Here is a 21,920-nt window from a genome sequence, read left to right as displayed (position 1 = left end):
CATGATTGGAAAGAACATAAAATCCTTACGTAAAACACATGACTTAACACAAGACGACTTTGCCCGAATTGTAGGAATTTCTCGAAATAGCTTGAGCCGGTATGAAAATGGAACGAGTTCAGTCTCTACCGAATTAATAGACATCATTTGTCAAAAGTTTAATGTATCTTATGTCGATATTGTAGGAGAAGATAAAATGCTCAATCCTGTTGAAGATTATGAATTGACTTTAAAAATTGAAATTGTGAAAGAAAGAGGAGCTAATCTATTATCACGACTCTATCGTTATCAAGATAGTCAGGGAATTAGTATTGATGATGAATCTAATCCTTGGATTTTAATGAGTGATGATCTATCTGACTTGATTCATACGAATATCTATTTAGTAGAAACTTTTGATGAAATAGAGAGGTATAGCGGCTATTTGGATGGAATTGAACGTATGTTAGAGATATCTGAAAAACGGATGGTAGCCTAATGGAAATCCAAGATTATACTGACAGTGAATTCAAACATGCTCTAGCACGGAATCTTCGTTCACTGACAAGAGGAAAAAAGTCCAGTAAGCAACCTATAGCGATTTTGCTTGGAGGGCAAAGTGGTGCCGGTAAGACTACAATTCATCGTATTAAACAGAAAGAATTTCAAGGAAATATTGTTATCATAGATGGTGATAGTTTTCGTTCTCAGCATCCACACTATTTAGAACTGCAGCAAGAATATGGCAAAGATAGTGTAGAATACACCAAAGATTTTGCGGGGAACATGGTAGAGTCTTTAGTAACCGAATTGAGTCATTTGGGATACAATCTTTTGATAGAGGGAACCTTACGAACGATTGACGTTCCAAAGAAAACAGCACAACTCTTGAAAAATAAGGGATATGAAGTACAATTAGCCTTAATTGCGACAAATCCCGAATTGTCTTATCTGAGCACCCTTATCCGATACGAAGAACTGTACGCTATCAATCCAAATCAAGCACGCGCAACTCCAAAAGAACATCATGATTTCATTGTAAATCATCTAGTTGATAATACACGACAATTGGAAGAACTAGCTATCTTTGAAAGGATTCAAATTTACCAACGAGATAGAAGTTGTATATATGATTCAGGAGAAGATAAAATTTCAGTAGCAACCGTTCTTCATGACTTACTATTTGGAGAATGGAATCAAGTGGAGAAGGAGATGCTTAAATCAGGAGAAGAAAGATTGAGAGATTTAACGAATCGAAATGGTTGTTAGATCATGAGTTTTAAAATATAGTCTACTTATAACTTTTGTTAGTTGTTTGAGGTAGACGAAAAGTTTTTAAAACCAAAAAAACGCATAGTATCAGGTGTTGAAAAAGCTTGATATTATGCGTTTTCTTGTGGGAAGATTTACTCCATTTTCTTCAGGAATTAAGATTTTGCCCAGCCTCAAAAGTTCTAATCAATTTTAATAACTCAGAAAAAGAAGACTGACAAAATATGGTTACTTTAAGACGAAACTAGAATTTGCTCTCAAACTGGAGAATGTGGAAGAAGAAATCAAAATTCTATGATGTAATGGCTAGGTAATTACGGATATAAAGTTGTAAGACTTGAAATTTTATTTCATAGACTTAATCACTATTATCCTTCTTAAATTCATAGATCGCTTCCAAGTAAAAATGAATTTTTTCTTTAATATATTTTAATGATTTATTATTAGTTATGTCTATAACACCAAACACACTATAGTGGTTTCGGTAAAGCTCATCATAATCAATCTGACTGCCTATGATGATAACTTCTGATTTTTTTGAACTAAATTGGATAGATTTTAAATAGAGTTTCATTTTTTTAGATGTTAGAGCCCCTGATTTTATGATAAAATAAGTAGAAGATTTATATTTGTAGTTAATCTTATGTCCTTGTAAAATTTTTGTATTTTTGAATGTTTTTTTTAAGAAATAATATTTTAAATACAGAGATAAAATATAGCCAAATAAAGAGTAGTGTAAAATTTGAATTGCCTTCATAGCTTTCCTTTCATTAGAAATTAGTTTATCAAATGAAGAAAGATTAATATTATTGAAATACTAAAAAGTATCTATTTTATCATGAAATGTCTAAATTAAGAAAATTTTTACCATTTGAGATAGTATAGAAACCATTTGAGATTTTTATAATTTAATTTCCATCATTCTGATAAGATTAAACTAATAGAAGGAGGCTAAATATGAAAGACTACATTTTATATCAAGATAGAGCTATCGTAAAGGTACCACTCTCTAAAATTTATTATGTTACAACTCACCCAACAAAAGCTCATGCTGTTCTTTTTGTAACAGCCGAAGGGAATTTTGAAGCTTCAACCTCACTAGCTAAAATCGAAGAGGAAAGTACAGAAGAACTTATTAGATGCCATAGAAAGTTTCTTGTAAATAAAGATAAAATAGCAGGATTTAATCATGAGACAAGAACAATTATGTTTTTGGATGATAGAGTATCAGACATCGCTTGTTCTAGAAGACACTTTACAATATTAAAAAATCAGTGGAAAAATATATAGGAGTGAAGTAGTGAATATTTTTATACTAGAAGATAATTTTTTACAACAGACTAGAATTGAAAATATTGTCAAAAAAATTTTGGTTGATAATAAGATTGAGTATAGGCATTTTGAGGTTTATGGAAAACCTCAACAGCTTTTAGAGGACATTTCAGAGAGAGGAAATCATCAATTATTTTTACTTGATATTGAAATAAAAGATGATGACAAAAGAGGATTAGACGTTGCTAGAGAAATCAGAAAACTTGATTCTCAAGCAGTGATTGCTTTTGTAACATCACATTCTGAGTTTATGCCTGTATCTTTTGAATATTTAGTATCAGCTATTGATTTCATTGATAAAGAATTACCTGAACCATTATTTATCAAACGAATTGAAAATGTTATTTTAAGTGTTAGCGATAATCAAGGAATAACAGTATCTGAGGACTCTTTTATATTTACAGGATCCAAAGCTCAAATTCAAGTCCCTTTTAAAGATTTATTGTATATTGAAACATCAACAATTGCTCATAAGTTGACTCTCTATTCCAAACGAGACATAGTTGAATTTTATGGACAATTGTCAGATATTCTTAAACAGGAACCACGTTTATTTCAATGTCATAGATCATTTATCGTAAATCCTTATAATATATCTTTAATTGATAAAGAAAATCGATTAGTTCATTTTCAGAACGGGTCCTCTTGTATTGTCTCTAGATTAAAAATTCGTCCACTTATGAAAGCTATCGAAAGACTTCATGACTAAGGAGATTTAGATGATATTTTTTCTAAATATTATAGGTGTTTTTCTATTGTTATGTATCCATACTAAGGTTGTAGGTGAGAGATTAAATCTAAAAAAAGTAGTAATGTCCATTATTCTGTTCCATCTTTTATCATTACTACTTATTGTTTTATTTAAATCAACTGGACTTTATTTTCTTGGATCATTATTGGTTTATCCCATTTTTTTTATCCTATATACTTTGTCCATTGGTGAATTAAGAAGTAAGGTTTCTTTATTACTTTTTTACTCATTATTTCCACTTGGATTTTGGGATGTCATCAAAAATTTTTTAGGTTACTTTATAATTTCTAAGATTCCAATATTGTATAGACTATATGAAACTAATCTAGGAATAATGATTTTCTCTTTATTAGCTGAAATTATTGTGTTTTTTCTTATTAGTCTCTTTCGATATAATTTTAGTCATTTAAAAATAAAGAACTTGGATAGAAAGACAAAATTTATTTTAATTACTGCGGATATTTTAATGCTAGCCTATTTTATCTTACCATCTTATATAAACTACAGTGATAAATTAAGTTGGGATAGAATGTTGGATTATAAAGAATTATGGACAGCAGTTTACTTTTTATTGTTTATTTGTTTTGTTAATCTCTTGGATAGAAGATTACTTCAAGAACTACAGGAGAAAGTCGTTCTACAAAAAGAAATTCAATTGCAAAATCTTAGTAATTATAGTCAACAAGTTGAGGGGCTGTATCAAGAAATTAGAAGCTTTAGACATGATTATGCTAATATTTTATCGAGCTTAAAAATAGGTATAGATCAAAAAGATATTAATCTGGTTTCTCAAGTTTATGATAGTGTTTTGAAAAATTCTGGTAAAAAATTAAAAGGCAAGCGTTTTGATGTAGCATATCTAAAAAATATCAATGATTTGGCGCTAAAGAGTTTACTATTATCTAAGTTATCGGAGGCCCAAAACTTATCTGTTCCAGTTTCCCTGGAGATTGGTGAACAGTTCTCTATAAAAAATATGGAACAAATAGACTTCTTAACAATTACTTCTATCTTGTTAGATAATGCTATAGAGTCCGCAGCAGAAGGAGGAATAGCCGTCTGTTTCCTTGAAGATAGAGAATGGAATAAATTAGTCATGATTGTTAAAAATTCTACTTTAGAAAGAGAGATAGAATTGAGAGATATATTCAAGCGTGACAATTCTTCAAAAGGAGAAGGTCGGGGTATAGGATTGGCCAATGTTCGGAGAATTTTAAAGTCTTATCCAAATGTATGTTTGAAAACCACAAGTAAAAATTATGTCTTTACACAAATCTTGGAAATAGAACTTTAAATGAGTGACCACTTGTTATGGCTTTCTAATTATTTTTTGTTATTTAAATGATCAAGTATGATATAAGAAAACGAGTATTTCCAACTACGGAAATGCTCGTTTTTTGATAGTTAGAAGTGGTTTTGTCCAGCTTCACTTTAGAGATTCCAACTAGTTCTCACGAGTTGAAAAATAGTCAATTGTGTATAATGTTTTTTGTCTATAATAAAAGGTTTGACTAGTTAAAAAATCGGGAGTTTCTGTTTATCCTAAGTATAAGATCATCAAAATCCTTCCAGAGGTTTCCTCCATAAATCTTTAACAGATCTTCAGAAGTTATTGTTGGAAATTTTTTTAGAGATATTTGTTTTTTGTCCATTATTTAGACCTCCTTAGTTTTATACTCTAATTATAAATAAAATATTTAAAATAATTTTTAAATATCCCCAAAGGTATCTATATAGTCATAAAGTGTTATCTATAAGTTATTGAGGATTTTATCTTTATAGTAATCGAAGTAAGTTTTTTTATCAATGATACTCGTTACTTGGCCTTGTAAACCATATTGTATGATGTTACTGTCTTTATCTGGTAGTTGGGCTAGTGCAGTCACTTTAAAAAGATTTCCTTGTTCAGTTTTTGTTGCTGTTCTATCAATAGAATGGATTTTTCCAATTATTGTGATATTTTGATTTCCGATTTTTTCTAATTTAAGACGTGCGACCTGTTCTTCTTTAAGTAAAGGGACATACTCAGAAGTGACGTAGTAAGTAATAAGTACCTCTTTAGTTTCTTGAATATTGGGATAAATTTGGGCGATTTCACTACCGTTTGGAATTAGAGTTTTTCCATCAAATTCATTATTTAAATGAATGATTCCTGTACCTGGGGCTTTAATAGTGTTGTGTTCAAAGTTAACATTTGCTTGCCCAAGTTGAGCTGTCAGCTCAGTGATTTGTGTTTCAACAGTTGTCAACTGTTGAGATGCCGATTGTAGAAATTGGGTTCGTAGGACTTCTACCTTGGTTCCTAAACTACTATCGTAAGTCGCAACACTTCCTGTACCTGCTCGTTGAATATTAAGACTAGCGATAGAGGATTTTAAACTTGAGATACTCTGATTAATTTGAGAAAGATATTGATCATCTAATCCTTGCTGAGATTGTTGCTGGGATTGGACTAAGTAAGTATTTAAGGTAGCTTTGTGTGGATTGCTAGCCGACAAACTCGAACTTTTATTAGTGATAGCTTGACTAAGTTCCTCATACTCTGCTATTTGTTGGTAGATATTATTGATTTGTTTCTCTATAGCAGTGGCGGTATTTCCTGCTAAAGCTAGTTGATTATTAACCTCTGCATTGGTTTTAGAGATGCCTAACTCAATATCTTGAGATTGGCTAATAAAGTTGTTAAAGGTATTAATATAGCCGAACTCATCTTCACCTGTAAAGAGGTTAGTTCCTTGTGACAGACTTGCTTTGAGAGTCTCGATTCCAGTTTTTTGCCGATTTAGGGTAGCTAGCTGTGTTTCAAGAGCTTGTTTTTGGGATTTCTCCATTGTTTCAGCATATTTGATAACGACGTCATCTTTTTTGACCGATTGGTTATTAGACAGATTATTAGTTGTTATGGTGTTATTGCTAGTTGATTGAATTGAAGCGATGACTTGAGTTGGTGTAATCTCTCCTCTCGATGTGACGGTGACTTCTTTTTGGGCAAATAAAGAGAAGATAAGCAGGAAACTTAGTAATAGGACTAATGGGACAATTAAGAGTGTCGCAAAATTATGGTAGCGGCGCTGATAAAATTCTGCACTTTTAAATAGCTTTGGGTTCATGATAAGTCTCCTTATTTGCTAAATAGATAATGATAGAAACCTTGTTTGGTCATCAATTCTTGATGAGAACCAGTCTCTATAACTTTCCCTTGGTTAAGGACAATGACTTGATTAGTTCGTTCAGATATACTAAGACGATGGGCAACAAAGATGATGGTCTTGTCACTCATGTCCATCAAATTTTCAATAACCTTTTTTTCAGTTAAAACATCAAGTCCGCTGGTTGCTTCATCAAGAATAAGAACAGGAGCTTTTGTCAGTAATGCTCTAGCCAAAGCAATACGTTGTTTTTGTCCACCTGATAATCCAGCTCCATCTGATAGTTCTGTTTGGTATCCCATAGGCATTTGTTCGATGTCTTGGCGAATTTCTGCTATCTCACAGGCTTTGATAATATCTTCTTGACTAATCATTTGATTAGCTCCCAAGGTCAGGTTTTCTAAGATTGATCCACTAAAAATATAAGCTTGTTGAGGTAGGTAGTTGATGTGTTGTCGAAGAACCTTTTTATCAATCATTTTGAGATCATTGTTGTTAATAGTGATTCGTCCCTTGTAAGGTTCAAAGAAGTTGACAATCATTTTAGCCAAGGTCGTTTTCCCTGATCCGCTAATTCCCACTATACTGACCTTATCACCTTGTTTGATAGTTAGATTTATGTTATTTAGGGTGTCGCGTCCAAAACCATATTTATATGAAATGTCTTCAAAACAAATATCACCAGCCAGAAACTGTGAACCGGTTAAGGTCTGAGTGTTTTTGAACTCAGATTCGACTAAGTAAACTTCATTAAGACGATTGTTGGCTACCTTTGCAGACTGAAGTTTTGTTTGGAGGTTAATGATATTTTCCAAGGGATTAGTAAAGTAAGATAAGAGTGTGTTAAACGTAATCAATTGTCCAATGGAAATTTTACCTGTCATAACTACCTGAGCACCAAACCACAAAATAACAATATTCAGTATGAGTTGAGCTCCTTGTTTAAGGCTGCTCTGTAGGATAGAATATTTACTGAGTTTGAAAGATTTGTCCAAATAATCCACAAACTCGCTATCAATCTTCTGGTATCGAGTTTCTTCACTAGTTAGGGATTTGATGGTTTCTATACCATTGATATCTTCAATAATAGCAGAGCTTACCATGGAATTGCTCTGCATGACATCATTATTCATCTTTTCAAAGGGCTTCATAAAAGCAAAAATAATGATGATGTAAATAGGAACTGAAATCAGTGAGAGAAGGAAGAGGTTGGTGTTTTGTACCAAGAGTACACTACCAACAATGATCAAGATAGAGACATCAAGGAAGAGTGACAAAATCGTCGAAGCTAGAGCATCAATGATTGAATTGGCATCTGTAAAACGAGAGATGACCTCACCAGTTCGCCGTGTTGCAAAGAAAGACATGGGGAGTTCAAAAATGTGGCGAATGTAAGAAAGAATAACATCAATACTTAATCGTTGACTAAGTACGGTTAAGAGGTAATCTCGTGAGAAACTCATAATCTGTTGCAGGATATAGGTGATAATCAGGCCAATGGAGATAATACCTAGGGTTGATTTCATCTGATTAGGGATGTATTCATCTAAAATTCCTTGAAGGTAGTAAGAGCCACCGATATTGATAAGGGTCACCAAGAGACTAGCTAACACGATATAAAAAATAAGTGAGCGTTGCCTGAAAATTAAGGGGAGAAAGCTCATCAATCCATTTTTTTTATCCTTATGAGGTTTATAGCTGGGAGCTGGAGCCAGAAAGATAGCTACACCTGTCCATTCAGAAGCAAATCTATCCTTGGTCATTTTTGTTACTTTGACAGTAGGGTCAGGATCACCAATGATAAGATGGTCTTTTATATTTTTATAGACAACGTAGTAGTGTTGTAGTTTACCCTCTTTATTAACATGAACGATAAAAGGATAAGGTATGTCTTCCATTTCAAAGAGGCTCATATCCGCTTGAATGGCTCTTGTTTCAAAACTCATTTCTTTGGCTGCTTTGACGATACCAAGAGCGGTCGTTCCTTCTTTATTTGTTTTAGCTAGTTCTCGCAAATGAGCTAAGGAATAGTCAGAACCATAAAACTTGGCAATAGACGCTAAAGCGGCAACTCCACAGTCCCTAGCGTCTATTTGAGGGATAAAGGTCCGTTTGTAAGATGTCATTTGTCAAATCCTTTCTTTTTATTTACAAGACTATTATGACAAAAAATAGGTAGAAAAATTGTTCAAATCTTAAATGGCTCATATAATATCTTGAATGGTGTTTTTGGTTTTGAAAATTAGTTAACACCATTTTTTAACGGCATATTTTTAATCATGAATGGTTACAAATTATGAAAAAAATACGTTTCGTGATGAAAATCGTACATTTAAAGACTTTACGGTAAAACTCGTGTTTTCTCTGGTATACTAAACTTGTCAAGATTGCAATCCGACAAAAATAATTAATATTAATACGGAGGTATTCCTCATGGAAACAAAAACAACGACTCAATTTGATGTTTTGGATACTGAAATGCTGGCTAGCATTGAGGGAGGAACAGTTAGTGCAGGTGAAGTTGCTAAGGCGGCAGGAATTTGCACATTAGCAGGAGCAGCGATTGGTAGTTTGGTTGCACCAGGAGCTGGAACTTGGGCTGGAGGTATTTTAGGAGCACAATATTGCACAGCTATATGGGGTATCGCTAGATCTTTGTAGAAAAGAGGTTAGTTTATGGAAAGTGGGGAATTTAGACTAATTTTAGCTCTTTTTACGTCCTTTTTTATAATAGGTGCGCTTGGAATAGTTCTAAATGTTACAATAAGCGAAGTTTTAGTTTTTTCTGTAGGTAGTGTGTTTTTTGAGTTGCTGATTCACTTATTAACGCATAATAAGAAGAGAGGAAACATTAGTTCTGAACTATGCTTTAATCGATACAAGCAATTTATTAAAAAGATTTCAGTACCTACTTTTTTTCTGTTACTATTATCAATTATCTTTGTTGTTATAGATGGCTATAATTCGTCTTCTGTATTATTTTATACTCATATATTTGTAGTATTATTCACGGTAGTATACATTATTAGCTCAAATAATATCGAATTACATATTTCAAAAAAGAAATGAGGTTACGTATGAATAAATTAAATATTCACTTTATGGAGTTAAAAAATGAAGAATTGTCCTGTGTTTTAGGTGGAGGACAACGTGAGGGAGAGGCTGTTCTTGCGGGGGCGGCAGGTGCTGTAGAAGCGGCGATGTCTTGTGCTCCTGCTGGTCCGTATGTCATTGCAGCATGCGCTGTTGGTGGAGCAATCTATGGTGGATTTTGGGGTTATGTATTCGGTTCATAAATAGAATTCTTGTGCGGGAAGAATATTTGTTTTGCATTGATTAGAATTGATTGATATTTTGTCTTCAAAATAAAATGCTACCAAATTTAATATTTGAATGTGTGTACTGGCCCCCAAAAGTTAGATTTTTCTGTCTAACTTTGGGGGCCAGTACAGTGTTAGCGTTTTACTTACAGTATATAATAATAAATTATTTTGAGACGTAGATGTAAAGTGATTGAGCTATAGATATGATGAGGGTGGAAATATGGAGAATGTTATAATGAATGTAGTTAATCATCTCTTGCTAAAGATTGAATGGATAGTAAGTAATATCTTTATAAAAATGAGCATACTTTGGATGCTTATTTGGTTTCTATACTATTTAAAGAGTGATTTAGCAATGTATTTCTTATTTTTTGGAAATGGCTTTTTATTATTGCTAATAATTTTTCGATTTGCACTGTATCAAATTAAACTAGTAATGCAGAATGATATTAAGTAATTGTGTCTAGATCATATTTTGGGGAATCAGATTATAATCATTCTGGACGTTTTCAAGACTTTTTGGGATTTGTATAATAGAACTTGGTGAAGCTATCATAGCCTTTTGTGAAGGAACTGGATCTTCTTTCTACGGTATAGAAAGTTGAGGTTCAAATGAATCGTTATTTGATATGCGTAATTAGTTTTATAATGACGGTTTTAGTCCTAAAAATTTTATTCGAATCAAATACTATTATTCATAAGTTTATTGCTATATTAGGTATTACTATGTATTACAGAGGTATTTTTAGAGAGTATAAAAAATATTCAAATCATTTCAGATTTTTAAATTTTATAATATTTGTATTTTTTTGACACAATAAAATTATCAAGTACTAGGAGGTATTCCATATGGATGGTATGCACCATTTAGATATATTTCAGATAACATTATTTGTAGGGATGGTTATCGATATACGCAATCGAATTGGAACTTTGGTAATTGTTAAATTAATGTTGAATCTGTAGTAAATGGTGTTGTATCACAAATGGCTATGGCAATAGCAGGAGCAGGTGGGAACAGACCTAGATAATAATAAGAGGGTATAGATATGAATCAACAGTTTAGAAGTCAATGTTTAGATGCAATTGTAAACTTTGAAACTAGCTTTAAAGAAATGAACTTATCTCAACAACAATATTTCCAAGCTTATAGTCTAGTTAGTAAAATAGTATCTGAAAAGAAATTAGACGGTGTTGCATTTGCTCAATCTTTCAGATATTTTTATGAACTCTTTAGTTGAGAATTATTTCCAGGGGGAATTGTTTTATCTGAACAAGCTCGTAAAGATTTTAGTAGGATATCAGACCTAGCAAATTCTACTGAGTTATTAAAAACAATTCATAGCCCTATTAAAATATTTTGGTAATTACAAAATTATATTAATTTCTACAATAGTAATTATTTATTTTGCGTATCCTTAAAATTTGTGATTTACTAAACTTTATAAAATTGTACAACAATAAAAAGTACCTAATGGTTTACTGAAATGTTTTCGACTAATATTAATTGATTCAAAAAATTTTCCCAATATTATATTCAAGGGATTTAATTCTGTATATAACAGGATTAAATCCTTTTTACTATGTGACTATTAGTCCGTCTCGCTCCGTTAGAGGGGAGACAAACAAACCACCCGTTTGAAGGAGGTTCATGATTGTGGGGACCTACACTTTATTTTCTTTTGAAACTGAGTTTTTATCCAGTTTTATGACTTGAGTACGACGAACAGGTCGTGGCTCTCATTTGAGGTGTAAGTCATACGTGAGTCCCCACTACCGGTGACCCCAATAAAGATTCCCAATTCTGACTATAGCGAGGTAGCAAGGAGGAAGAAATAGTAAAATCGTGGCTTAAAGAACAGGAATGTTATAGTAAGCCATATTTAGGGAATTAAGTAAATCTTCCAACAATAAAACGAATGGCATAGATTTTTTTCAACATCTGATATTTTGAACTTTTCTCAGATTCTTATTTTTAATCTTGAATGGTTTAAAAATTATGAGAAAAAACATTTCATGATGAAAATCGCACATTTGAAGATCTTGTGGTAATAATTTTTTGTGTTATGCTATACTGAAGCTGTCAAGGTTGCAACTCGACAAAACAAAAAATATTTATCCTTGAACTAGCTTCTCAAGGGTAGACAGAAAAATCTAACTTTGAGGGTTAGTACACAAAAGGAGGTGTTTACCATGGATACAAAAGCAACAGAACATTTTAATACAATTAACTCTAATTCCCTTGCTACTATTAAAGGTGGAGGAAAAGGCATTTGTAAATTCGTTATGGAAGGAGCAAATGGTTATTCTTGCCGATATCCAGATGGAGAATGGGGATATATTGTCACTAAGAGTAATTTTGAGGCAACGAAAGATGTAATAGTTAATGGTTGGATATCATCATTAGGAGGCAGTTATTTTCTTCGAGGCTATAGAGGATGATTCATGAATAAAAAAACAGAAGAAATTCTCAACAAGGTTTATAATTTGATTTTAGATCCAGAGATTCGTCAAAACGAACGAGATATTTTATTACATTATAAAACTCGATTAGAGAATACAAAAAATGAGCAGAGAGTTGTCATGGAGTTGGCAGAAGCTCTTCGCCAACAAGCTGTTAGTAGTATTCATAGTCATAAATCATTGAGTCCAAAGACTGCAACATTTTATAAAGAAATTGCAGCATATGGACAATTGAATAAAAATCTAGCTCAAGGATTAATTTCTTTGGGGATAACGATATAAGGAAAAATGAGTATAATAAACTCATCTAGCTTTTAACAAGATGAAACAATTCATATAAATGTAAGGAGGTATTCATGATGAATACAATGGTGAAACAATAGGTATTATGATGTATTACAGAGATGTTTTTAGAGAATATAAAAGATATTAAAATCATTTCAAATTAGTTAAATTTCATAATCTTAATTTAACTAATTTGTACAACATAATAATCAAAGAGGCTGGGAAAAGTCTTTAAAATCAGAAAAACGCATATTATCAGGCATTGAACAATCTTGATATTATGCGTTTTATTGTAGTGAGATTCACATTATTTTTCCTAAAAATGAGTTTTTGACTAGCCTAATTATTTGGGTACGACGAGCAGGTCAAGTATCTCATCTGAGGTATAAGCTCTCCATGAGCACCCGCTACTGGTGAGTTAAATAGTTACTCGTAAGCAGGATAATCATGAGGTAGTAGGAAGAGGGAGGGATAGTAAGTCATGTATAGTAGATGAGGGATTTCAGAACTCTAAAGTTCAAATAGGTATATGTAAATCACGAGAGTATTGAGGAAAGATGTACAACTTATATATTGAGGTGAGATTCTGATGATAGCTGAAAGCATAGTAACAACGAAACATGAGAAGTCAGTCAATCCTATAGTAGTCAGGATGATTCTATAATGGAAGTGGAGCGAAAAATACCATTTCAGTATAATATAGCTACCTTTTAGGATTTGCTTAAAAATTTAGTTTTAAAATGTGTAAAATAAAATTATCAATAAAAAAGGAGCCACATTATGAAGAAGTATTTATTACAATCTTTATTAGTTAGTACCGTAGCGTTAGTTACCATTAGTCCGAATCTTGTTTTGGCTGAGAGTACTGAAACAAAATTTTCTGATACAGTGCCATCAGCCTTAAATTTAGAACCAGCTGTTACAGAAAACACTAGAGAATCTTTAACTGAACAAAAGTCTAGCGATAGAGAAAATGAAAGTAACGTTCAGCAATCGACGAAGGAAATTACTAAGAAAGAAACTGATAACGTGAACTCAGTAACATCTGAAGAATACGCTTCAAATGTGTCTGATTTTAATAAAATTAGTATTGCTGAAGTTCGTCAGATATTCACTTCAGAAGATTCGGAACATACTTTATATTTTGGAAGAGGGACATGTTATCATTGTCGTGAATTTTCTGGAGTATTGAAAGAGTTTAATATGCTGATTGATAAAAAGTTAGAATATTACGATATAGATGGTGAGGATTTTGATGATTCTGCTAAAGAGTTCATTTTTAAAACAATCGGTATTCCTGGAACGCCAACAATTATTTATTTTAAAAATGGTAAAACTATTTCTGGTTGGGTTGGTGGAGGAATAACTGCACAACAACTTTACGATTATCTCTATTTTGGAAAAACTGATGAGAAGCCGAAAAGAGAATTTGAAAATGATAATAAAAATATTATAAATCCAGAGAATTCAATGCAAACTATGGATATTAAAGAGGATACAGTCAAGATTAAAACAATTGCAAATCAAATCCCTAAAGATATTCCACTCTCTGACGAAAATTTACAGAAAAAGATTTTAGTTAAATCACAAGATACTTTTGGAAAGACTATTGAAAATATAGAGGATAATTCTAAAGATAGTGTGGTTGGTGTTAAAAATCAGGAGAATCCTGAACTACTTTACAGTAAATTTAATGAATATAAATCAGATTTTATAGCATCAACTAATTTTAAAAAAATAGAATCGGAAGTAAAAAATTTACCCCAAACAGGAGAAGAACAATCGATTAACTTTGTTCGTTTAGGAATCGCCTTATTTATTACTGGAATTTTTATAATAAGTAGTCATTTAAATACTAAAAATGAAGTATAAGATCATAAGAGTATAGTAACCTACTGGAAATAGATTACATTAGATATTTATGAGAAACAGTGTAGATAATCTTTTTACCAAGTTTTAAAAATAAAAATAAGTAAATAAATTGAGAAATTTACCTAAGTAGGATATAGATTTCTCAATTTATTTTATTGTGGGAGGATTTGATTCGCTTCTACAGTAATTAAGTTCATTTATCAATCTCTTTTTATTATATTTAAGGATATTTGAAAGATGTATTTTAGAAAAACAATTATGGAGTTCTTAATACAGAATATAGTATAAATGCTGATTCAAAGTGAAGTTTTCTAAGTTTTTTGATTTTGCTGAGTATAAAATCTATTAACTAAGATTGAACTATAAAAATTAATTTGAGATGAAGTGAATTATAGACATTGGAGATGTCTCTTACTCGATTTCAGAATGAATCGCTGATACAGGATTAAAAGAACTAAGTATTTCTTTTTGTTTTGAATGAGATACGTGAGTATAGATTTGTGTTATTGATATAGAACTATGTCCAAGAATTTGTTGAATGTATCGAATATCTACATCATTATCTAGAAGCATTGTCGCAAAGCTATGTCTAAACATATGTGGTGTAATAGTTCTACATAAGCTGTTTTGTTCAACTATTCTCTTTAAAATTAAACGTACACTTTGCTCTGATAATGGTTTAAGTGAATGTTTACCTGGAAACAGGAAATCATTGGTTTCATTTCTTGTTTTATTTATATATGTTTCTAATAAATTGAATGTTTTTTGATCTCCTAAAAATAGGATACGTTCTTTCTTACCCTTTCCTATAATATGGAGTGTCTTATTTGAAAGATTAATATCTTTGAGATGAATGTGGCAAAGTTCAGAAATTCTGATGCCTGTTGAAAGTAAAAGTGAAATAATTAGTAGATTTCTTTCAGCGTGTTGTTTTTGATAATCAGTTTTAGATAGAACTATTCTCTGCTCTAAATATGAAAAAATACTTTTCAAAATGTCATACGGAATCGTTTTAGGCAATACTTTTTCAGTTCTAAATTGAAAGCGCAATTGATTGAAGGGATTCTCTTCAATTATGTTCTGGTATTTTAGATAGTTATAAAACACCTTCATACAAGCAATTTTTCTTCTTAATGTATTCGTTTTTAAGTTAGATTGTGTCAACTGTTCTATATAGGATTCGACATTATCATAGTCTGAGTTATAAAATTGCATAAGATCATTCTTATAAGCGCGAATCGTGTGCGAACTCAAACGCTTATGAGTTTTGCAATAATCTAAGTAAGTAGAAATAAGTTTATAATCCATAAAAATCTCCTTTATCAATAATCATGCTATTATAAACTTATTTGGGTGCTTTGTATAGTGATAATAAATTGTTATCGGTAGGAAAGAATCATGAAACAATTGCTACAGTCTTATTTACAAAATTTTGATACATTGTGTTCTAAGACCAATTTATTTTTAGTTGCTAATTTACAAAAACAAACTAAGAAAATGTCGTACTATACAATTGAACATGCATCTGATAGTGAATTTTTTTCGCTATCAGAATTTGAGGAAATAGCTTCAGCACTGTTAAAAACTGGTTTATGTATGAATGTTTTTTATACTGAAATAGACTTTTTTGAATATATCTTAAAATACTATCCGAACTTATCAAAAGAAACATTATTAGTTTATAATTTGGCTAGAGACGGTCGAAAAGAAGGAAAAAAATCGTTGATTCCTTCTTTTTGTGATTACTTCGGTATTGATTATACAGGTTCAAATGCACTAACGGTTTCCTTATGTCGTAATAAATTTATTTGGGGAGCTGTTGCAGATTGCTTTCATATTCCAACACCTAAAACGGTTTGTATCAAAGATGGCGAAGTATTAGGTGAGCCTTTTGACGCTCAAAAATATATTAGAAAAGAAATTTCGGAATCCGCAAGTATTAATCTTTCCAATGATTCAATCATAGATAATTTTGAGTGGACTAATATAGAAAATGAAGACTTTCTACTGCAAGAGTATATTTCAGGAATTGAAGTTGAAGTCCCATTTTTCAATATTAAAGGGGAATATCTTATATTAGATCCAGTCAGAATCGTATCTTCTGCAGAAATTCTAACAAGCGAACTTTCTGATAATAATTGTTATTCATTTGAATGGTTAGAAGATCAACAAATATGTACAAAATTAAAAAAGGCAACAAAAAAACTCGCCAAATACTTAGGTATAACTACTTATGGACGAGTTGATTTTAGAATAAAGTCAGATGGGAGTTATTTTGTTTTTGATATTGCAACAATGCCCTACACAACTGACCATAGTTCATTTAATTTTGACTTTGAGCAATATGGATTTACAATGGCTGATCTTCATAAACTAGTAATATTAAGCAGTTTATAATGCACTAGTATATTGTATATCAGTCAGCATAAGACCCCTTCGAAAGTAATTCCATTCCCTTGAAGAAAATTTGGTTTGTGATATAAAATCAGAAAATTCCTTTCCTGTTTCTATATCTGACTCAAGAATCTTTTTATAGCGACGATGTTTTTCAACTAATAATTTTTTATCTGATTCGAAAATAACAGGAGAAAAACCTTCTAATTGATTGTATTTATTCTTTGCTTGTTGATGCTTATTCTCTAGTAACAACAAGCAAAATTCAAACCATCCAAAATAATAACGATAAAAATCATCTATTGAAGTATCATCAAGGTCGGCTAAATCCTCAACCCTCATCAACTCTTCAAGTATTGTTTTATAACATCTGTATTCTTCTATTTTAGAATAATACAGTGAAATTGAACATAGATTTGTATATATTAAGTGCTTACTTACATCATTTAGTTCATATTCGTTAATAATCCTTTCAAATTGAGATTTCCAATAATCAAAATCTCCTTTCACACCTGAAAGAAAGTCTAGTACAACAAAATTATTTTTAGACTTCCAGTATACTGGTAGATTGTGTTTATCTGATAATGCTTCTATTTCATATTTCACCTGTTTTGCTCGCTCATAGTTGGACGAAACAAGTAATAGTCCTAGAAGACTTCCAAGTGTATAATACTGTTCAATTTTATCATCAATATCGGTAAAAAATTTTAAAGCCTTATTTGCATCGTTGATTGATCTATCATTGTCCTTGTATAAAAAACTTTTTCTTAAATAGATATTTTCAAGATATTGTGCACTTTGTTCAATATCTTTTGTTGTATAAAATTTTTTGACGATATTTTCATTTAAAACTTGGAATTTATCAACTTCATTAAGTTTATCTATTAAATGAGGTAGTAGCATGTAAATACATGAAAGATAGTGAACAGGTTCAATAATGATATCTTTATTGCTTTCGGCAAATATATTTTCATAAAGCGTGTCACAAAGTGATTTAAAAGAAAAATCTTGTGATGTATTTCCCTGAAAATTAATATCATTCTTTAATAATATCGAAGCTAATAACGAACTTTCAGGTAAGATTTCTGTATAAAGAGAGTTAGCATCATTTGTATATTTGTGATTGATACATTTAAAAAATACTGATTTAGTCTCTTCAGTGAGAAATTCAAGTCTATTTAGACTATTTTTTTCGCTTTCTAGTATCTCATTTTGATTCAATAAATGTTCATACCAAAGTAAATATAGAGATAATAAATATTCTTGACTCTCCTTAAGTTTTGCCAAAATTTCTATCTTTAGTCTGTAATTAAACGGTTCCTTCCCGCATAGATAATGATAGTACCGTCTATAGATTTCTTTTTGTCCTTTTTCAACCGTTAAAAGAAGTTTATCTTTCATAATCAATATCAAACTATAAAAATTTGTTCTATTTTTTACAGGAATTAGGACTAGTAATTTTTTTAAGATATCAATAGCTTTTTCAATTTGAAAAGTTTTTAAATTAAAATATTCTTCAGCATCATATGGGTTGAAATATTCAGGAAGGACAGATAGCTGATAAATGAAATCAACATCAATTTTATTCTCTCTAAAGTCCTTCTCAATCGTATTTAACAAATCATCTAATAACCTTTCAGTCTTGGAATTATTCTGTGATAGTGAAATAAAATTGTAAATTTTTTCTAGATTTCCCTTTGTTAAAGGATACAATGTATCTACCAGATCATCAGAGAGATTTGATACTTGTATAATGTTACCTAAAGTGTCTTTTAAATCATTTAATTCAAAATGATGGATATTAAAGTTTTTGGAAAAGTTAATGTTGCTATTTTTGAATTCTGTACCTCCAACTACAATAATAATTGATTTATTATATTTCTTTTCATAATGAGAGATATTATTAATAAGACGTATAAAAAATACTTTTAGTTCATTCCCTAGCCACTCCCAATGTTGTATTAGAAATATTAATCTGTAGTTGTTGCTATTATTTAAAATTTTCTTCTCTACATTAGTTGAATCATATTTTAATGATATACCAGCTGTTCCGAATCCTGATATAGAGCTATTAACAGACATTGAAACAGGGTTTGAAAAATTTTTCTGCAAATGATAGTTTATACTCGTCTGTAATATCGTTATCTCCGAAATCACTATATAGTACTGTTCCATTCCCATCAATTTCTCTTTCTAATAGTTCTTGTGATATTTTATCAAACGCTAAGGATTTTGATAAAGAATCTTCAAAGGGAACATATAGTGAAAGTGACTTTTGAGCTGTATGAGCTTGAATAATTGAATTAGCAATCTCTGTTAAAAACTGATTCCATTGAGACATAATTAAAATTCCTACCGATAACAATTTATTATCACTAGTATACCATAAAGTCATCTTTAGTAGCTTGATTTGTATAATGATTTTTTTAGTTAGAATTAAATGTTATTGGTCAACTATAAAGTAAAATACTGTTTTGAAATTATATCGAATACTTTTGAGTGAATTACAAACTTACAACAACTAGAGAGTTGTGTAGTTTGAAGGAAATAAGTACAGGTTTATTAGAAAAGTAACATTTTATAGGATTATCACGAAAATTCTAATTTTAGAATTATACTTTCTATTAATTTAGAACCTGTTTTTTTATTTTTAATGTTATAATAGTGTTATCAAGTAAAAGGAGCATACTATAATTGATAACAATATAAAATCCTTACGTAAAACACATGACTTGACCCAACCCGAATTTGCACGGATTGTAGGTATTTCACGTAATAGTCTGAGTCGATATGAAAATGGAACGAGTTCAGTTTCTACGGAACTAATAGTCATCATTTGTCAAAAGTTTAATGTATCTTATGTCGATATTGTAGGGGAAGATAAAATGCTTAATCCTGTTGAAGATTATGAATTGACTTTAAAAATTGAAATTGTGAAAGAAAGAGGTGCTAATCTATTATCTCGACTCTATCGTTATCAAGATAGTCAGGGAATTAGCATTGATGATGAATCTAATCCTTGGATTTTAATGAGTGATGATCTATCTGATTTGATTCATACGAATATCTATCTAGTAGAAACTTTTGATGAAATAGAGAGATATAGCGGCTATTTGGATGGAATTGAACGTATGTTAGAGATATCTGAAAAACGGATGGTAGCCTAATGGAAATCCAAGATTATACCGATAGTGCATTCAAACATGCTTTAGCTCGGAACGTTCGCTCACTGACAAGAGGAAAAAAGTACAGTAAGTAACCTATAGCGATAGAAGGTGTACCCAGATGGCTCATTCCTTATCTCAGAAACCAACTACAATGGCAATCCAAACTATACCTTCCATATTATATCTGGAGTGGATAGTAGCTGAGTTTTACGTATATGACGAAATAAGAAAATAACATAGAATTTTTCTAATTTTTTTGGTATAATAAACTAAAAAGTATGGGGGGCAAGTTATGATTCAACGTTTAAATGTAAATACTGAAGTTCTATCTACATATATTCGTAACTCTAATACTCCTATCGAATATTTACGACAAAAATTACCTAATATTGATAAGTTTTTAAAAGGGGAATTAGAGCCTACCTTTAATCAAGTATATGCACTTTCTAAACTGATTAATATTCCTACTGGATTATTGTTATTAAAAGAGCCTATTTCTGCTAGTTCTTTGAATGTTGATTTTAGGACATTCAATTCAGAACTTTTATCTGATATCAGTTCTGAATTAAAAGATACAATTATTGAAATGCAAGAGAAACAGGAATTTTTGAAAGAAATAGTTGAGAATGAGTGCCCTTTTGTAGGTATCTTTACTTTTGATGATGATTATTCAGATGTAATTTTGAAAGCAAAAGAATTGTTAGGAAATGAAATTACCAGAAAAAGATTTGATAATTATAGAAAAATACTCGGTCAATTAGGAATTTTCATATTTTTAAATGGTAAGTATAAGGATAATACACATCGTCCGTTAAATCTAAATGAGTTTAGAGGTTTCGTGTTATCTGATAAGAAGGCTCCAATTATTTTTATTAATCAGTTGGATTCGAAGACTGGACAGTTTTTCACATTAATTCATGAGTTTGTCCATTTATTATATGGGGATAGTGATCTGTTTGATGGTGAAGATTCAAAAAAACGAAGTAAGACAGAAGCAATAATAAATTCAATAACAGCTGAGATTTTAGTTCCAAAAGAATTAATTAGTGATATGTTTGACAATCAAATAGATATCAGAACCAGTCTTGATAGTTTATCTAGAAAATTTGAAGTAAGTAAGTTTGTTATTTTAAGACGACTATATGATTTATCAATGCTTTCAAGAAAGGACTTTATGTCTTTACAAAATGAACTTGAAGCTGAATTTAAGTTAATTGAAAATATTAAAAAAAATTCTGGTGGAGGTAATTATCACAACAACCTTCTATTTAGAATGGATTCTAATTTTTTCAATCATGTGAATAATGCTGTTCAGCAAAATAAAATTACTTATACAGATGCTTTTGGTATCGTAGGGGTTGGATATAAAGGATATAAAATATTAAGCAGGGGAGGATGATAAATGTATTTATTAGATTCAAATATATACATAAACTTTTATGATAGATATTATCGTAAAGATTTTTTTCCTACCTTCTGGTCAAACTTTGCTGGTATTTTAAACTCAAGTGTTGTGATTCCAAAAATTGTAATCTCGGAAAATTACCAAGATGACTGGTTTAGAGACTGGTTAACGAATAACTACACTAAGTCCATAATTGATCATAAGTCTTATGTGGTAGAGTGGAGTGCCATTATTCAGCATATCCAGAGTAGTCCTTACTATAAAGATGCAGCGCTTATGTCACAAAAAGGATGGGCAAATGCTGATATTGCGGATCCATGGTTGATAGCTATTGCGAAAAGTATGAATTATACTATAGTTACTGATGAAGTAAAAAATGTGAATTTAAATTCTACAAACCCTAGCAAAAATGCTAAAATTCCAGATGTGTGTGACCAATTAGGAGTAAGATGTATCTCAATGAATGAGTTCTTTGAGGAAATTGGTTTATCTGTTTAAAAAGTCCTCTTTTATGAGCCCGCTGAAAAA

General features: G+C 30.9%; 21 protein-coding genes and 1 pseudogene. 16 read left to right on the top strand and 6 right to left on the bottom strand.

Annotation, left to right across the window (positions count from 1 at the left end):
• The first annotated feature begins 1 nt into the window (after window position 1).
• Window positions 2-478, top strand: coding sequence for a type II toxin-antitoxin system antitoxin PezA (gene pezA, locus HT718_RS04905; RefSeq protein WP_000579597.1), 477 nt, complete (start codon window positions 2-4; stop codon window positions 476-478).
• Window positions 478-1,248 (top strand): type II toxin-antitoxin system toxin PezT, encoded by a 771-nt coding sequence (pezT, locus tag HT718_RS04900; RefSeq protein WP_173267657.1) that lies wholly within the window; start codon window positions 478-480, stop codon window positions 1,246-1,248. Before pezA (HT718_RS04905) ends, pezT begins: the two co-directional genes overlap by 1 nt.
• Window positions 1,249-1,609: 361 nt before the next feature.
• Here the strand turns inward: pezT and HT718_RS04895 are convergent, their stop codons facing one another.
• The gene (locus HT718_RS04895) at window positions 1,610-2,008 is read right to left on the bottom strand and encodes a hypothetical protein (protein ID WP_000644428.1); all 399 of its coding nucleotides are present in this window, start codon (window positions 2,006-2,008) and stop codon (window positions 1,610-1,612) included.
• A gap of 200 nt (window positions 2,009-2,208) precedes the next feature.
• Here HT718_RS04895 and HT718_RS04890 point away from each other — a divergent pair, with 200 nt between their 5' ends.
• The 3 genes from HT718_RS04890 to HT718_RS04880 are packed head-to-tail and all read left to right on the top strand — an operon-like array spanning window position 2,209 to window position 4,628.
• On the top strand, window positions 2,209-2,541 hold the full coding sequence (locus HT718_RS04890; RefSeq protein WP_000656276.1) for a LytTR family DNA-binding domain-containing protein: 333 nt from the start codon (window positions 2,209-2,211) through the stop codon (window positions 2,539-2,541).
• Between the two features lie 10 nt (window positions 2,542-2,551).
• Window positions 2,552-3,292, top strand: a complete 741-nt coding sequence (locus tag HT718_RS04885; RefSeq protein WP_061088015.1) for a response regulator transcription factor — start codon at window positions 2,552-2,554, stop codon at window positions 3,290-3,292.
• Between the two features lie 10 nt (window positions 3,293-3,302).
• Window positions 3,303-4,628, top strand: a complete 1,326-nt coding sequence (locus tag HT718_RS04880) for a GHKL domain-containing protein (RefSeq protein WP_173267656.1) — start codon at window positions 3,303-3,305, stop codon at window positions 4,626-4,628.
• Between the two features lie 457 nt (window positions 4,629-5,085).
• On the opposite strand, the gene HT718_RS04875 is transcribed toward HT718_RS04880, so the two are convergent.
• Together HT718_RS04875 and HT718_RS04870 are read right to left on the bottom strand one after the other, a co-directional pair.
• Window positions 5,086-6,444, bottom strand: coding sequence for a bacteriocin secretion accessory protein (locus HT718_RS04875; protein ID WP_173267654.1), 1,359 nt, complete (start codon window positions 6,442-6,444; stop codon window positions 5,086-5,088).
• Between the two features lie 11 nt (window positions 6,445-6,455).
• Window positions 6,456-8,609, bottom strand: a complete 2,154-nt coding sequence (locus tag HT718_RS04870; protein ID WP_049534634.1) for a peptide cleavage/export ABC transporter — start codon at window positions 8,607-8,609, stop codon at window positions 6,456-6,458.
• A 307-nt stretch (window positions 8,610-8,916) separates the two neighbouring features.
• Here HT718_RS04870 and HT718_RS04865 point away from each other — a divergent pair, with 307 nt between their 5' ends.
• The 6 genes from HT718_RS04865 (at window position 8,917) to HT718_RS04840 (ending at window position 14,426) form a co-directional block, all read left to right on the top strand.
• The gene (locus HT718_RS04865) at window positions 8,917-9,144 is read left to right on the top strand and encodes a bacteriocin class II family protein (RefSeq protein WP_000448738.1); all 228 of its coding nucleotides are present in this window, start codon (window positions 8,917-8,919) and stop codon (window positions 9,142-9,144) included.
• A 404-nt stretch (window positions 9,145-9,548) separates the two neighbouring features.
• Window positions 9,549-9,779: a Blp family class II bacteriocin gene (locus HT718_RS04860; protein WP_228114018.1), complete on the top strand. Its 231-nt coding sequence runs from the start codon at window positions 9,549-9,551 to the stop codon at window positions 9,777-9,779.
• A gap of 1,076 nt (window positions 9,780-10,855) precedes the next feature.
• Entirely contained in the window at window positions 10,856-11,047 is a 192-nt protein-coding gene (locus HT718_RS04855) for a hypothetical protein (protein ID WP_001075731.1), read from the top strand.
• A 952-nt stretch (window positions 11,048-11,999) separates the two neighbouring features.
• Window positions 12,000-12,248 (top strand): garvicin Q family class II bacteriocin, encoded by a 249-nt coding sequence (locus HT718_RS04850; protein ID WP_061088019.1) that lies wholly within the window; start codon window positions 12,000-12,002, stop codon window positions 12,246-12,248.
• 3 nt (window positions 12,249-12,251) lie between these two features.
• Window positions 12,252-12,551, top strand: coding sequence for a bacteriocin immunity protein (locus HT718_RS04845; RefSeq protein ID WP_173267652.1), 300 nt, complete (start codon window positions 12,252-12,254; stop codon window positions 12,549-12,551).
• Window positions 12,552-13,334: 783 nt separating this feature from the next.
• The gene (locus tag HT718_RS04840; RefSeq protein WP_061088021.1) at window positions 13,335-14,426 is read left to right on the top strand and encodes a thioredoxin domain-containing protein; all 1,092 of its coding nucleotides are present in this window, start codon (window positions 13,335-13,337) and stop codon (window positions 14,424-14,426) included.
• Window positions 14,427-14,837: 411 nt separating this feature from the next.
• Here the strand turns inward: HT718_RS04840 and HT718_RS04835 are convergent, their stop codons facing one another.
• Window positions 14,838-15,734: a tyrosine-type recombinase/integrase gene (locus HT718_RS04835; RefSeq protein WP_061088022.1), complete on the bottom strand. Its 897-nt coding sequence runs from the start codon at window positions 15,732-15,734 to the stop codon at window positions 14,838-14,840.
• A 90-nt stretch (window positions 15,735-15,824) separates the two neighbouring features.
• Between HT718_RS04835 and HT718_RS04830 the strand changes: the two genes are divergently transcribed.
• Window positions 15,825-16,823: a D-alanine--D-alanine ligase gene (locus HT718_RS04830; RefSeq protein ID WP_173267650.1), complete on the top strand. Its 999-nt coding sequence runs from the start codon at window positions 15,825-15,827 to the stop codon at window positions 16,821-16,823.
• On the opposite strand, the gene HT718_RS04825 is transcribed toward HT718_RS04830, so the two are convergent.
• Together HT718_RS04825 and HT718_RS09585 are read right to left on the bottom strand one after the other, a co-directional pair.
• A complete protein-coding gene (locus HT718_RS04825) occupies window positions 16,818-18,932 on the bottom strand; it encodes a DNA repair protein (protein ID WP_240147356.1) in 2,115 nt (704 codons plus the stop codon). The genes HT718_RS04830 and HT718_RS04825 overlap by 6 nt on opposite strands.
• Complete coding sequence (locus tag HT718_RS09585) at window positions 18,892-19,161, bottom strand: hypothetical protein (protein WP_240147355.1); 270 nt, start codon at window positions 19,159-19,161, stop codon at window positions 18,892-18,894. Before HT718_RS09585 ends, HT718_RS04825 begins: the two co-directional genes overlap by 41 nt.
• 349 nt (window positions 19,162-19,510) lie before the next feature.
• Here HT718_RS09585 and pezA (HT718_RS04820) point away from each other — a divergent pair, with 349 nt between their 5' ends.
• The 4 genes and pseudogenes from pezA (HT718_RS04820) to HT718_RS04805 all read left to right on the top strand — a co-directional run bounded on the left by pezA (HT718_RS04820) (window position 19,511) and on the right by HT718_RS04805 (window position 21,890).
• Entirely contained in the window at window positions 19,511-19,987 is a 477-nt protein-coding gene (pezA, locus tag HT718_RS04820) for a type II toxin-antitoxin system antitoxin PezA (RefSeq protein WP_173267684.1), read from the top strand.
• A pseudogene (locus HT718_RS04815) lies at window positions 19,987-20,076 on the top strand (toxin PezT); the annotation flags it as partial. The gene pezA (HT718_RS04820) and the pseudogene HT718_RS04815, both read left to right, overlap by 1 nt.
• Before the next feature lie 203 nt (window positions 20,077-20,279).
• Complete coding sequence (locus HT718_RS04810; RefSeq protein WP_000616064.1) at window positions 20,280-21,386, top strand: ImmA/IrrE family metallo-endopeptidase; 1,107 nt, start codon at window positions 20,280-20,282, stop codon at window positions 21,384-21,386.
• A gap of 3 nt (window positions 21,387-21,389) precedes the next feature.
• Window positions 21,390-21,890 carry a DUF4411 family protein gene (locus tag HT718_RS04805; RefSeq protein ID WP_000281040.1) on the top strand — a complete coding sequence of 167 codons (501 nt, stop codon included), beginning with the start codon at window positions 21,390-21,392 and terminating at the stop codon, window positions 21,888-21,890.
• Window positions 21,891-21,920: the final 30 nt, after the last annotated feature.

The sequence above is a fragment of the Streptococcus sp. 714 genome, assembly GCF_013277115.1.
Classification (GTDB): Bacteria; Bacillota; Bacilli; order Lactobacillales; family Streptococcaceae; genus Streptococcus.
This window is presented reverse-complemented; position numbering and strand designations above follow the sequence as displayed.